Below are 13,174 nucleotides of genomic sequence, written 5' to 3'. Positions count from 1 at the left end.
CGCGGGTAGCCCGTGAGCCTCCTCGTCGCGTTCGCTCCTGCGGGGTCTCACATAAGCTACTCTTCCCGCAGGAGTCTTCGTCTTGCACTCCAATCAAACGCTGGAACAAACTAAAAATAAATAAAAAGTTAATAATACTAATAAAACCCGAACTTACTTGAATTCTTAAATTCAAATTAGTTCGGGTTTCACTTGGACTAAAACACTTTTGTCCCAGCCTCTTTTTATTGATTATTTGCTTTAAACTGACTATGCGCTTCATCGATGACCTGTTGAGGAGTAACGTTAAGAAGTGATTTACCTTCACTTTCATCTCCAGTCCAACGGATATGGATCAAAAATTCGATGTTACCGTCTCCACCGGTGATCGGTGAATAAGACAATCCATGTATGTCATACCCTTCTCTCACCGCTAAGCCCATGATTTTTTCAATAACTGCATGATGAACTTTAGGATCACGGACAATGCCTTTTTTCCCCACCTGATCTTTACCAGCTTCGAATTGAGGCTTAATCAATGCTATACAGTCTCCTCCAGGCACCAATAAAGTCTTAAGTACCGGCAAGATCAATGAAAGGGATATAAAAGAAACATCAATGGATGAAAATGCCGGCATTTCACCTGGCAGATCAGCCGGGGTCACATACCTGAAATTGGTTCTTTCCATAACGATAACCCGTTCATCCTGTCTTAATTTCCAGGCTAATTGATTATATCCGACGTCAATGGCATAAGACATTTTCGCACCATTTTGAAGAGCGCAGTCTGTAAACCCGCCAGTTGAAGACCCGATATCGATCATAACTTTGTCCTTAACCTCGATATCAAACACTTTTAGTGCCTTCTCAAGCTTTAAGCCGCCCCTGCTTACATAAGGCATGATTTTGCCTTTTATAGTAAGGTGGGCATCTTCGCTTACTTTCTCACCAGGCTTATCCAGCCTCTCTTCATTAGAATATACAAGCCCGGCCATAATCGCTCTTTTTGCTTTTTCTCTTGTTTCAATAAGTCCTCTTTCCACTAAGAGTACGTCTAATCGCTGTTTTTTTGCCTTCATAAATTAATTAAGCCCTTTTTTGTTTTTTTGGAGTGATCGTCAGGATGCGATCCATGATATTTTCTTTCGTCATACCAATCTCGTTTAATAATTCCTTAACGCTTCCATGCTCGATGAAATAATCTGGAATTCCGATTCTGTCAATAACCGCATTCCTGAAGCCGTTTTCCTGTGTATATTCAAGCACAGCGCTGCCGAACCCGCCCTGCAGGACAGCCTCTTCAACAGTCAGCACCGGGATTTCTTCATCAAAGATTGATTTCAGCATTTTTTCATCCATCGGTTTAATGAATCTTGCATTCACCACGCGCACTGAAACTCCCTGTTCTTCAAGCTCGTTGGCTGCTTCGAGAGCCATCGGGATCGTAGTGCCGAAGGTAAGGACTGCGACGTCTTTCCCTTCTTTCAATACCTCCCATGTCCCGATCGGAATGTTTTTTAAATCGGCATCCATCGGAACACCATATCCGTTTCCTCTTGGATATCTTAATGCAATCGGACCCTCATCGTAGTTCATCGCTGTATTGACTAAGTGTTGACCTTCATTTTCATCTTTCGGCATCATGATGACCATATTCGGCAGATGTCTTAAAAAGGCGATATCGAAAACCCCTTGGTGGGTCTCTCCGTCAGCCCCGACCAAACCTGCACGGTCGATCCCGATGAAGACATTCAGATTTTGACGGCATATATCGTGAACGACCTGATCATATGCTCTTTGGAGGAAAGTAGAATAAATGGCAAGAAACGGCTTCATATTCTGAGTCGCAAGACCTGCAGCCACCGTTGTTGCATGCTGCTCTGCGATTCCTACATCAAACATTCGTTCAGGAAACTCTTCAGCAAATCCTAAAAGTTTTGACCCTACAGGCATTGCCGGTGTGATCGCGACTACACGTTCATCTTCCCTCGCAATCTTTCTCACCGTTTCACTCACTAGACCACTCCAGGAAGGAGGTGCTTTGACCGGCTTGATAATATCACCGGTATCGATTTTATAAGGTCCGGTACCATGCCAGTCCCCTTTTTTGTCAGACTCGGCAGGATGGAATCCCTTCCCTTTTTTCGTGATTACGTGGAGCAGTACAGGTCCTTTCGTCTTCTTGGCATACTGGATATTTTCATCCAGCTCCTCAAAGTCATGACCGTCAATCGGACCAAGATAAGTGAATCCAAGTTCTTCGAAGAACATACCGGATACAAACAGATATTTAAGGCTGTCCTTCACTCGTTCTGCAGTACTTGCGAGTTTCCCGCCGACTGCAGGTATTCGTTTTAGGATGTATTCGAGTTCATCTTTCACCCAGTTGTATTTACCTGCAGTGCGCAATCTTCCCAGCACACTATGCAGTGCACCTACATTCGGTGCAATAGACATTTCGTTATCATTCAGGACAACAATCATGTCTTTCTTTTCATGTCCGATATGGTTCAATGCTTCCAAAGCCATTCCACCTGTCAATGCACCGTCTCCGATTACCGGGATGATAAATGACTTTTCACCCTTTACATCACGTGCAATGGCCATTCCCATTGCGGCAGAAAGAGAAGTGGAACTATGACCTGTCTCCCACACATCATGTTCGCTTTCGTTTCTTTTCGGGAAACCGCATAACCCTTTATACTGGCGTAATGTATCAAACTGGCATGCACGTCCAGTAAGTATTTTATGTACATAGGATTGATGTCCAACATCCCAGATGATTTTATCCACAGGACTGTCAAAATGTTTATGAAGGGAAACCGTTAATTCCACGACACCCAAATTTGGACCAATATGACCTCCAGTTTTCGATAAATTCTCAATTAAAAACTGGCGTATCTCTTGACTGAGCTCTTCTAATTGCTCTTTACTCATGTTCTTCAAAAAAGAAGGCTCCTTTATTGATAGTAAATCCATTGGGTCCACTCACTTTCCTGACTATATATTTTGTTTCTCGGTTTTGCGCTTTTTCTTTTTTTGGTCTTTTTTATCTTTAATCAGAACAATATGGAACCGATCTTCTATAAATTGAAGGACGGTGCCAACTCTAAATATTATATCCTTTGAATACGTAATCGCAAACGTTTTCCCAAGTGCTTTGCCGCCAACGGTCAGCGAGGCGATGATACTTGTCAATGTAACACTGACTATATATTCCTTGATCGATCCGCCTTCCAGCTGGAAGGAAACCGCTAATTGAATGATGACGATGGCGGAGGCTGTACCGCTTATGATTCCTGAGATATCCCCGATTACATCATTACAGAAACTTGCAAATCGATCCGCATTCCTTACGATCTTGATCGAATACTTCGCACCGTATACTTTCTTGGCTGCCATTGCATGAAAAGGGGTTTCATCAGCAGCAGTGGAAGCAATCCCCAACATGTCAAAGAAGATCCCGATGCATACGATGATGAGCACTACGAATAACCCCGTACCCCAGGCCACACCGTTTAATACCATATTGGATGTAACTGAAAAAATAGCCGCTAACACAAATGTGATAACGGCAATACTGACACTCCATTTTATTGAGTTTTTCAATGTATCATTCATTATCGTCTACACACACCGTTTCTACTGTGTAAAATATTCGTTCGAATTCTATGTAATTGGATGGTCATATATAGGGTAAAAATTGCAGCTTAGGTCCAGTAGGTTTTCCCAATCAAGTACCGGATGTTGCCATACCGGCGGTTTCCCTTTAAACCCGACTTAGCCGCGTCACCACAAGCTAGACTGGATTACCACTTAGTCCGCACTATAATCCCCGATATATGTCCAATGAACAGTCTAGGAGTTTTCCTCAACAACCCTTAACACAATCCTTAGCCTCTTTTGCAAAAAGGATTTCATATGGACGAAAAAGCACATATCAATGGCCAACTGATGTGTACTTTGTAACCATAATCCCCTCTCTCTTCACTCAAGGCAGGCTACGCTGCTAGTGATCAATATCACAATCGCAGGTTCATACTCTGCACTTATTGCACATGCTTTATGCCAGCGTAAGATACAGAGCCTCCGCGGCTTGCGGGTCAACGCCCACATGCCATTGTGGATCGCCCTCAAGCCTTACTCCCAGATATGACCCAAAGCTGGGCGCCTCAAGCCAAGTCCAGGAACTTCATCGATGTGCCCTTTAGTGGATTTTTAGGCCCACCTTCAGGATTGGTGGGTTGACTAGAATACTGCACCACCCAAATGTTTATAATCATATTATATCATATTTTATGATTTCCTCAAATAATAAAGAACATCAATGGTTGCGGTTGACTATGAGATGGGCAATTTCCTCAAGCATAGACGTTTCCATGCCTATCCCCGACAGAGAAGCCAATGCTTCATCCAAATGGAACCGGAGTTTATCCTTGGCACCTTCCATGGTCAGTAGTCCTGGATACGTACTTTTTTGGTTGGTTTCATCACTCCCGGTCCGTTTGCCTATCAATTCTTCGGTTCCTTCAATATCAAGGATGTCATCCTGAATTTGAAAAGCCAGACCTATATGATGAGCAAATTCTTCAAGTTTGTTTAGCTCACCTTCAGAAGCCCCGGAAATAATGGCCCCTGCCAGGGCACTGAAAATCAGTAACTTCCCTGTTTTATGAATATGGATTGATTCCAGTTCTTCAACAGTCAGCCTTTTATTTTCCCCTTCAATATCAGCAACCTGTCCTCCTACCATACCCTCAGGACCTGCACACCGGGCTAAGAGGTTCACTAACTTAATTTTTTGATCACTTGAAATAAGTGTATCTTCTGCAATCAGCTGAAAACTATGAGTTAACAGACCGTCGCCTGCGAGGATTGCCATCGCTTCCCCGAATACCTTATGATTCGTCGGCTTCCCTCTTCTTAAATCATCATCATCCATCGATGGAAGATCGTCATGGATCAGTGAATATGTATGGACCATTTCAAGAGCAGCCGCTGTTTTCATACCAAGCTGAGGGTCCTTGCCGTAGCCATGAATGACAGCCAGCAAAAGAATCGGCCGTATCCTTTTTCCACCCGCCTCCAAAGAGTAAACCATGGATTCTTTTATTGGTGAAGGCATATCTTTCTCCGTTACAAAGCCAATCATCATATCTTCTACTTTTTGTTTATATTTTTGCTGGAAGGTTTCTAGATCAACATGAAGGCTCACCCACTACTCCTCCTCTTTGATATCGAAGGTTTTTTCTCCTTCATCCGTGATCATTTTAGTTAACTGATTTTCTGCTTTATTAAGGGTATCATGACAATACTTCGAAAGTTCCATTCCTTTTTGATAAAATTGCAATGCCTTTTCTAAAGGCACTTCCCCTTCTTCCAGTTTCTCTACGATATCTTCCAATTTCTCCATTGCTTCTTCAAATGACAGTTCTTCTTTAGCTTTTGCCATTTTCATCCCGCTCCTTTATCGAATCTACTTCACATTGTATTGTTCCGTCTTTTACATTTATATCGAGTTTATCACCTTTTGCTACCTGCCGGGAAGACTTGATCAATTCCCCTTGCGACCCATAGACTAGGCTGTAACCCCTGTCCATGATTTTCAATGGGCTGAGGGCATGCAAGGTGGAAATGACCGATTGAAATCGATGCCCCTTTTCTTTCAGTACGGCTTTAAACTGTTTTTCCACTTGCTCCTGTAAAAATTTCACTCGTTCTTCTTGAATTTTCAGGATCTGTGAAGGATGTACACGCTGTAATCTGGAATGCAGTCCGGTAAGTGTATCCTTTTGCTGCCTGACATGCAGTGAAATATTCTTTTGCAGCTGGTCGGTCAGTCTGTCAACATGTTCAACTTTTTGTTGGTACAGAGTATGGGGATTTCTTAACGCATATGATTTTGATAAACTGTTCAACCGATTTCGTTCGCTTTGAATCTTTGTTTTGAACGACTTGATCATCCTTACCTTACGGTTCATGATCCGTTCCAGCAAATCATCGATATGAGGGACAGCCATTTCCCCTGCTGCAGTTGGGGTCGGCGCCCGCAAGTCTGCAACAAAATCGGCGATCGTAAAGTCTGTTTCATGTCCGACAGCTGATATGAGCGGGATATTCGACTCAACGATGGCTTTTGCCACTACTTCCTCATTAAAAGCCCATAGTTCTTCTATGGAGCCTCCGCCCCGCCCTGCAATCAGCACATCAATCCCTTCGTATTCATTCGCTTTTTTGATGGCATCAGCGATGGAGTCCGCAGCACGGTCCCCTTGTACAAGCGCAGGAAAGATAAGGACTTCCCCAATCGGGTATCTTCTTTTGATCGTGGTAAGGATATCCCGTATTGCAGCTCCTGTTGGGGATGTCACAACTGCAATTCTCGCCGGGAACTTAGGGATCATCTTTTTTCTGCTTTGATCGAAGTAACCCGCCTTCTCCAGCTTTTCCTTTAATTGTTCATACGCAAGATAAAGCTCTCCGATACCATCCGGCTGCATTTCTTTGACATAGATCTGATACTGGCCGCCTGCTTCATATACGGAGATATCCCCGCGAATCAATACATTCATCCCGCTCTCGGGGCGAAACTTAAGGGTTTGATTATTACTTGAAAACATGACCGAGAGTATTCTTGCCCGTTCATCTTTCAATGTGAAATACATGTGACCGCTGGAATGCTGCTTGAAATTCGAAATTTCCCCCCTTACAAAAATGTTCGACAAATGCGGGTCCCTATCGAATTTTCGTTTTATGTATTTTGTCAGAGCTTGTACCGTTAAATAACGCGACTGATCCTGTTCCATGCTCACCTGACTCCTTTGACCGTGCAATTTCATATATTTATGACTTTTGTATATTGGATCAAACAAATTGTATCCTTCTTAAGCTTCAGTCCGAAACAAAATGTGTACGTTCCCGTTTAATTTTGTTGGGCGCTGCACATTGATCAACAGCTTTATTTTACCATGCAGGCACACGTAAAGGGACAAGCTGATAGGCCGTCCCTTCTGAGTTGTTATATATAGTGTACTATTCTTCATCATTTTTGGCGATCAGTGACATTTGTGCAGATTTAACTGTATTATATAAAAGCATGGTGATCGTCATGGGACCTACCCCTCCCGGTACCGGTGTGATCTTGCCTGCAACTTCTTTTACCTCATTAAAATCAACATCACCGCATAATCGGCCTTCTTCATCACGGTTCATCCCCACATCGATGACAACTGCACCTTGTTTAATATCTTCAGTACGAATAAATTTGGATTTCCCGACAGCCGAAACGAGAATATCCGCTTGTTTGGTGTAATCGGAGAGGTTGGTTGTTTTGGAATGGCAATACGTGACCGTGGCATTCCTATTAAGGAATAGATGGCCGGCAGGTTTCCCGACGATATTGCTTCTCCCGAGGATCACCACGTGCTTTCCTTCTATGGGAATGTTCTCATACTCAAGCATTTTAATGATGCCAAAAGGGGTACAGGAATAGAAAGTGTCCTGGTTCGTAACCATCTTCCCGATCGAGACGGGGTGAAATCCATCAACATCTTTCGAAGGAGATATCGTTTCGATGATAGTGATTGGGTTAATGTGCTGAGGAAGCGGCAGCTGAACCAGGATGCCGTGTATATGATCCGCACAATTTAATTCTTCAATTTTTGCAACTAAGTCCTGTTGAGTTAACGTTTCATCAAATTGATAAAGTTCAGAGTGAATCCCTAATTTACTGCAGGCTTTTCTCTTCATTTTCACATATGTGTGTGAGGCATGGTTATCGCCTACCAGAATTACTGCCAATCCCGGGGTCACACTATTCTCTTTTAAAGACGAAATATCTTCTTTCAACTGTTCACGATAATAATGTGCAATGAGCTTGCCATCAATAATATCCGCTGACATTCCACCAGCCTCCTATCATTGTTATGATTGGCTTACCTTTGAGAGCACGCCATTTACAAACTTACTTGATTGATCATCACCAAAAGTCTTCGCAATTTCAACCGCTTCATTTATCACTACTTTTTCTGGAGCATCATCACCAAACAACAATTCAAATGCACCTATTCTTAAAATATTCCGATCAACTTTAGCTAGACGGTCAAACGACCATTTTTCAAGATTTTCCCTGATTACAGAGTCTATCTTCTCTTGATGTTTTACGAAACCAAGCACAAGATCTTTCAAAAATGAATCCACTTCTTCCCCGTCCATCACGTTTGTCAAAGCTTCTTCCGGATCGATCCCACTCATATCTATTTGAAACAAAGCTTGTAGAGCTTTTTCGCGAGCCACTCTTCTCTTCATATCTTCTAATTACTCCTTTTACTCGTTGTCAATTTTTCATACCTTTGATAATAGCACAAATCCATGCCTGTACGCACGTTTTTCTCGCAACAAAAAAGAACGACCCATAAAAAGGCCGTTCTCCCCTGCTAATCAAACCTACATCTCTTCATCAATTTCAGCTTCGAGTGTCTGGTTTTCAAATTGGACACCGACGATATGAACGTTGACTTCGTCTGCTTCCAATGCCGTCATGTTCAATAGGGCTTGACGGATATTATCTTGGATTTTTTGTGCAACAGTAGGGATTGAGACTCCGAATTTCATGATGCAGTATACATCGATAATGATTCCTTCTTCTGCGAGCTCAACCTTTACACCTTTACCGTGGTTCTTCTTACCAAGACGCTCGACTACACCTGTCGCGAAACTTCCGCGCATTTGTGATACGCCTTCTACTTCTGAAGCAGCAATACTAGCAATCACTTCGATTACTTCAGGTGCGATTTCTATTTTCCCAAGGCCGTCTTTACCGTGAGACATTTGTAAAAGGTTTTGATTTTCCGCCATGTCAGGCACCTCCTGAATTCACACTAGGATTTCATAACATCATATTTTTCTAAGAACTTCGTATTAAATTCTCCACCTACAAAGGTTTCATGTTCTAATACTTTCAAATGGAACGGGATGGTCGTATGCACCCCTTCTACAACAAATTCACTTAGAGCGCGTTTCATACGTGAGATCGCTTCTTCACGCGTCGCTCCATAAGTGATGACCTTCGCAATCATACTATCATAGTAAGGAGGGATCATATAACCAGGATATGCAGCAGAATCGATTCTTACTCCAAGCCCGCCAGGTGGAAGATACATTTCTATTCTTCCTGCTGAAGGCATGAAATTCTTTTCCGGGTTTTCTGCATTGATCCGGCACTCCATCGCCCATCCTGTGAAAGTTACTTCGTCCTGAGTCAGAGACAGTTTTTCACCTGAAGCCACTTTGATCTGCTCTTTTATCAAGTCTACCCCTGTTACCTGTTCAGTAACAGGATGCTCTACCTGGATCCGGGTATTCATCTCCATAAAATAGAATGATTGATTGTTGTAGTCATATATAAATTCTACCGTGCCTGCACCTGTATAATCAACCGCTTTGGCTGCTTTTACTGCAGCTTCCCCCATCTGGGTACGAATTTCTTCGTTCAGTGCAGGAGACGGGGTTTCTTCGATAAGCTTTTGGAGACGGCGCTGAATTGTGCAATCACGCTCTCCCAGGTGAATCACATTACCGAAATTGTCAGCCAGGACCTGGATTTCCACGTGTCTGAAGTCTTCAATGAACTTTTCGATGTATACGCCGGGATTACCGAATGCTGTCATTGCTTCCTGCTGTGTGATATTGACTCCCTTAACAAGCTCTTCCTGCGTTTTCGCAACACGGATCCCTTTACCGCCTCCGCCTGCAGTTGCCTTGATGATGACAGGATAGCCCATTGAATTCGCAAGTTTGACTGCATCTTCCGCGTCTTTAACGATCCCTTTTGAACCAGGTACGATCGGAACCCCTGCTTCACGCATGGTTTCACGTGCGACGTCCTTCGTCCCCATTTTTGAAATGGCTTCAGGCGAAGGTCCGATGAATGTGATATTGCACTCACGGCAAAGTTCTGCGAAGTCAGAATTCTCCGCAAGGAAGCCGTAGCCAGGATGAATTCCGTCACAATCCGTCAATTTGGCTACTGATATAATATTGGTAAAGTTTAAGTAACTGTCCTTTGATGCTGTCGGCCCGATACAATAGGCTTCATCAGCAAGCTGGACATGCAAAGCTTCTTTATCCGCCTCTGAATAAACAGCTACGCTTTCTACGTTCAATTCGCGGCAAGCACGTATGATTCGAACCGCTATTTCTCCTCTATTGGCAATCAATACCTTTTTTATCATAAAGTTTATCGCTCCTTATTCAGGTTTGACTAAGAATAACGGCTGTCCATATTCAACTAATTGACCGTCTTTCACTAGAATCTCCACAATTTCACCTTTAACTTCAGCTTCAATTTCGTTGAACAGCTTCATCGCTTCCACTATACAAACAACTGTGCTCTCATCTACTTTTGAACCGGCTTTTACATATGCATCTGCATCAGGTGAAGAAGATTTATAGAATGTTCCTACCATCGGAGATGTGATTTTATGTAAGTTTGCATCATCTGCAGTTGTTTCAGCTGGTTTAGACTCTTCAGCTTGCACAGGCGCAGCTTCTGTTTGTGCAGGTGCTTGCTGTACCGCTTGTTGAGCCGGCTGTTTAACTTCTTCTGCAGCTTGGACCATTTGCGGTGCAGGGGCAGCAGTTCCTTTATTCTTTTTAAGTTCGATTTTTGATCCTTCATACTCATATGAAAACTCGTCCACACTGGAATTATCGACGAGCTTTATAATTTCACGAATCTCTTGAATTTTTAACACTTTGGACACCCCTCTTATAGTTTAACTAATTATGACTAGCTACTAATATCATACGATAATACCTCGTATAAATTCAATATGTGTTTCGAGCTAATCTCTAAAGCGCATACATGCTCCTTTCTATTCTATCTCTTTTTTTCAAAAAAATAAAATAATAAAAGATGCATTACCTCTAAGGATGTCTGATTGTCACCTTCATTGAATAATTCTGTTTAATACCGCTGTTGATTTCCGTGCAAGACTTCGCTTTGTGCAGGGTCATTTCTATACCCCAAAGAGGCTGGGACAAAACTAAAAAGCCATCGCATAAAGACGAACAATTTTAGTATAGACTTTTAATCCCGCTAATGATTTCCGTGCAAGACTTCGCTTTCCGCGGGTAGCCCGTGAGCCTCCTCGGCAAGCCTGCGGGGTCTCACATTAGCTACTCTTCCCGCAGGAGTCTTCGTCTTGCACTCCACTCAACCGCTGGATAGAGCTAATATCTAATGGTCCATTTAAACAAAACTAAAAAACCCGAACTGAATTGCTTCCTAGAAGGCAAATCAGTTCGGGTTTTACTTAGACTAAAACACTTATGTCCCAGCCTCTTCATTCATTAGTTTGTCGGTTGAAATTCCACGGCTACAGGCTTGACATTGCCGACTTCGCTCATGACCAGGCGTATGATTTCGTTGGCATTTGCAGTTGTATGTTCTTTATCCGTCTTGACTGTGATGCGGATGCTGTCTCCATTCGCTCTGACCAGCGCATCATCGTAACCGATCGTCTTGATCGTTGTTTCGAGTACTGATTCTGTCATTGCCATTTCACGAAGGTTTTCCATTTGCTCATAAGCTGCACTCTTCTCGTCAGCTGATAACTCTGGATCTCCTACTTTCGCTTCAAGTTCTTCGCGAAGTTGAGCCCGCTGATCTTCCACTTCCATCCTCATCGCTTCGAACATCTCGTTACCGGCTGAATCTGTAACGACTTCCACATCACCATTTGTCATTGTTTCTTTATTTTCACCGTCTGACGCTTGTTTACCGCCTTCATTTTGCTCCGCTGCAAGATCTGTTACTTGCTGAGTAGGCGAAGTAATGTAATAAACCGATAGCACGATCACAAGACTTAACATCGTTAATAGCCAAACTGTTTGTTTTTTTAATAACATCTATTATTTCCCCCTTAATCTTTAGGTAGAACCGATACCCGGTGAACCGGTACATCCAGAACGCGGGTAACAGCTTCTAAAATCCATTTTTTGATTTGTATGTTATCGGCACCCTTTGCTACAACAAGGACTCCGCTGACTTTAGGTTTTCTTGTTTCACTGATGACGGGTACTTCATTTTCACCGTCCTGTATGATGACCACCTGTTCTTCGCTGGATTTTTCTTCAATCGATCTTTTTCCACCTGCTTTGTCTTCTTCGGTAGTATGCTGGGACTGAGTTTTCCCATCTTTTTCATACACTTTCTGCTCGGAGGCTCCTACATTGACCACCACGAGGGCGTCGCTGACTCCGACGATTTGATCAAGTGCCTCTTTAAGCTGGTTTTCATATTGGTCCTCATAGCTCCGCATTGGAGAATCTTTGCTTTTATTCGTTCCGAAAGCAGGGATATCTTCTTTCGCCTCTTCCTGAAGGTTCTGATCAACAGCTACACTGGGTTCGTTTTTCCACAGATCGCTGATCAGCATGAAGGCGACCCCGAGTAACAGAACGATCAAAAAGTACTGAAACTTTTTTCCTTTTTTGTTTTCCGGAGGCGATTGAGCGTTTTCTTTTGACAGCCATTCTTTTATTAGATTTACGGGTCCTTTGCTAAAGTTCATTTTCGTTTCCCGTCCCCCCTTCTGCTATGATTATTTTTTCAGGTGAAAGATTCCACTTTTCTGCTAGTAAGGAGGTCACCAGGGACACATTCTCATCTGTCTTCTCTGCTCTTGTCTTATCTCCCGTATCGATCTCCACATTCCGGACGGCTTCAATTGCGTCTTTCTCTTCTTTTGCAGAGAGATATACCGTCACTTCTGTGATACTATCTGGGATGTTTTCCAAATCTGTTGCTGTTATGCTCACTTTCTCAATGACTTTTCCGCTTTTCTCCATCAACTCCTTTTCAGCTTGTTGTTTCATTTGGACAGCCATCTGTTCTAAAATATATGCACGTTGTGAGGCTTGTATTTCTTTTTTCTTCATTTCTATTAAATTTTCTACAGAATTATTCTGAGAAGTTCCATTTAAACGAAATGAATCCACGACTGCATCAACATCAGCGGTCATCAGCTTCAATAATGGAGTGAGGATGATCGTGATTAATAATAATCCCGTCACGATTTTTACGTATTTTTGCATATTCGAACTTGGTAGAAGCATGTCGATGACGGTTGCCAACAGCACAAATACGATAATATTGGTGATCCACTCGGTTAGAAATGCCATGTCTCTCCCT

14 protein-coding genes are annotated in these 13,174 nt (G+C 42.8%); all 14 read right to left on the bottom strand.

Features of this window, described 5'->3' with window-relative positions; genetic code table 11:
• Positions 1-224: 224 nt before the first annotated feature.
• Positions 225-1,058: a TlyA family RNA methyltransferase gene (locus AAEO50_RS17590; protein WP_341985622.1), complete on the bottom strand. Its 834-nt coding sequence runs from the start codon at positions 1,056-1,058 to the stop codon at positions 225-227.
• A gap of 7 nt (positions 1,059-1,065) precedes the next feature.
• On the bottom strand, positions 1,066-2,958 hold the full coding sequence (gene dxs / locus AAEO50_RS17585; protein WP_341985621.1) for a 1-deoxy-D-xylulose-5-phosphate synthase: 1,893 nt from the start codon (positions 2,956-2,958) through the stop codon (positions 1,066-1,068).
• Positions 2,959-2,979: 21 nt separating this feature from the next.
• Positions 2,980-3,600 (bottom strand): hypothetical protein, encoded by a 621-nt coding sequence (locus AAEO50_RS17580; protein ID WP_341985620.1) that lies wholly within the window; start codon positions 3,598-3,600, stop codon positions 2,980-2,982.
• Between the two features lie 703 nt (positions 3,601-4,303).
• A complete protein-coding gene (locus tag AAEO50_RS17575; protein ID WP_341985619.1) occupies positions 4,304-5,194 on the bottom strand; it encodes a polyprenyl synthetase family protein in 891 nt (296 codons plus the stop codon).
• Between the two features lie 3 nt (positions 5,195-5,197).
• Positions 5,198-5,431, bottom strand: a complete 234-nt coding sequence (xseB, locus tag AAEO50_RS17570; protein ID WP_341985618.1) for an exodeoxyribonuclease VII small subunit — start codon at positions 5,429-5,431, stop codon at positions 5,198-5,200.
• Positions 5,418-6,785: an exodeoxyribonuclease VII large subunit gene (gene xseA, locus AAEO50_RS17565; RefSeq protein ID WP_341985617.1), complete on the bottom strand. Its 1,368-nt coding sequence runs from the start codon at positions 6,783-6,785 to the stop codon at positions 5,418-5,420. Before xseA ends, xseB begins: the two co-directional genes overlap by 14 nt.
• Positions 6,786-7,011: 226 nt before the next feature.
• A complete protein-coding gene (folD, locus tag AAEO50_RS17560) occupies positions 7,012-7,881 on the bottom strand; it encodes a bifunctional methylenetetrahydrofolate dehydrogenase/methenyltetrahydrofolate cyclohydrolase FolD (RefSeq protein WP_341985616.1) in 870 nt (289 codons plus the stop codon).
• A gap of 21 nt (positions 7,882-7,902) precedes the next feature.
• Complete coding sequence (nusB, locus tag AAEO50_RS17555) at positions 7,903-8,286, bottom strand: transcription antitermination factor NusB (RefSeq protein ID WP_341985615.1); 384 nt, start codon at positions 8,284-8,286, stop codon at positions 7,903-7,905.
• Between the two features lie 138 nt (positions 8,287-8,424).
• Complete coding sequence (locus AAEO50_RS17550) at positions 8,425-8,835, bottom strand: Asp23/Gls24 family envelope stress response protein (protein WP_341985614.1); 411 nt, start codon at positions 8,833-8,835, stop codon at positions 8,425-8,427.
• A 23-nt stretch (positions 8,836-8,858) separates the two neighbouring features.
• Positions 8,859-10,211 (bottom strand): acetyl-CoA carboxylase biotin carboxylase subunit, encoded by a 1,353-nt coding sequence (accC, locus tag AAEO50_RS17545; protein WP_341985613.1) that lies wholly within the window; start codon positions 10,209-10,211, stop codon positions 8,859-8,861.
• A gap of 15 nt (positions 10,212-10,226) precedes the next feature.
• On the bottom strand, positions 10,227-10,733 hold the full coding sequence (accB, locus tag AAEO50_RS17540) for an acetyl-CoA carboxylase biotin carboxyl carrier protein (RefSeq protein WP_341985612.1): 507 nt from the start codon (positions 10,731-10,733) through the stop codon (positions 10,227-10,229).
• Between the two features lie 598 nt (positions 10,734-11,331).
• Positions 11,332-11,889: a SpoIIIAH-like family protein gene (locus AAEO50_RS17535; protein ID WP_341985611.1), complete on the bottom strand. Its 558-nt coding sequence runs from the start codon at positions 11,887-11,889 to the stop codon at positions 11,332-11,334.
• Between the two features lie 14 nt (positions 11,890-11,903).
• A complete protein-coding gene (spoIIIAG, locus tag AAEO50_RS17530; RefSeq protein WP_341985610.1) occupies positions 11,904-12,554 on the bottom strand; it encodes a stage III sporulation protein AG in 651 nt (216 codons plus the stop codon).
• Positions 12,544-13,164: a stage III sporulation protein AF gene (gene spoIIIAF / locus AAEO50_RS17525; RefSeq protein ID WP_341985609.1), complete on the bottom strand. Its 621-nt coding sequence runs from the start codon at positions 13,162-13,164 to the stop codon at positions 12,544-12,546. The genes spoIIIAG and spoIIIAF overlap by 11 nt, the downstream gene beginning before the upstream one ends.
• Positions 13,165-13,174: the final 10 nt, after the last annotated feature.

The organism is Rossellomorea oryzaecorticis, from assembly GCF_038405515.1.
In the GTDB taxonomy this organism is placed as follows: Bacteria; Bacillota; Bacilli; order Bacillales; family Bacillaceae_B; genus Rossellomorea; species Rossellomorea oryzaecorticis_A.
This window is presented reverse-complemented; position numbering and strand designations above follow the sequence as displayed.

Bases quoted from the DNA above. Each gene is read 5' to 3' on its own strand.
- AAEO50_RS17590 (WP_341985622.1), bottom strand. From the start codon at position 1,058: ATGAAGGCAAAAAAACAGCGATTAGACGTACTCTTAGTGGAAAGAGGA.
- dxs (WP_341985621.1), bottom strand. From the start codon at position 2,958: ATGGATTTACTATCAATAAAGGAGCCTTCTTTTTTGAAGAACATGAGT.
- AAEO50_RS17580 (WP_341985620.1), bottom strand. From the start codon at position 3,600: ATGAATGATACATTGAAAAACTCAATAAAATGGAGTGTCAGTATTGCC.
- xseB (WP_341985618.1), bottom strand. From the start codon at position 5,431: ATGGCAAAAGCTAAAGAAGAACTGTCATTTGAAGAAGCAATGGAGAAA.
- xseA (WP_341985617.1), bottom strand. From the start codon at position 6,785: ATGGAACAGGATCAGTCGCGTTATTTAACGGTACAAGCTCTGACAAAA.
- folD (WP_341985616.1), bottom strand. From the start codon at position 7,881: ATGTCAGCGGATATTATTGATGGCAAGCTCATTGCACATTATTATCGT.
- nusB (WP_341985615.1), bottom strand. From the start codon at position 8,286: ATGAAGAGAAGAGTGGCTCGCGAAAAAGCTCTACAAGCTTTGTTTCAA.
- AAEO50_RS17550 (WP_341985614.1), bottom strand. From the start codon at position 8,835: ATGGCGGAAAATCAAAACCTTTTACAAATGTCTCACGGTAAAGACGGC.
- accC (WP_341985613.1), bottom strand. From the start codon at position 10,211: ATGATAAAAAAGGTATTGATTGCCAATAGAGGAGAAATAGCGGTTCGA.
- AAEO50_RS17535 (WP_341985611.1), bottom strand. From the start codon at position 11,889: ATGTTATTAAAAAAACAAACAGTTTGGCTATTAACGATGTTAAGTCTT.
- spoIIIAG (WP_341985610.1), bottom strand. From the start codon at position 12,554: ATGAACTTTAGCAAAGGACCCGTAAATCTAATAAAAGAATGGCTGTCA.
- spoIIIAF (WP_341985609.1), bottom strand. From the start codon at position 13,164: ATGGCATTTCTAACCGAGTGGATCACCAATATTATCGTATTTGTGCTG.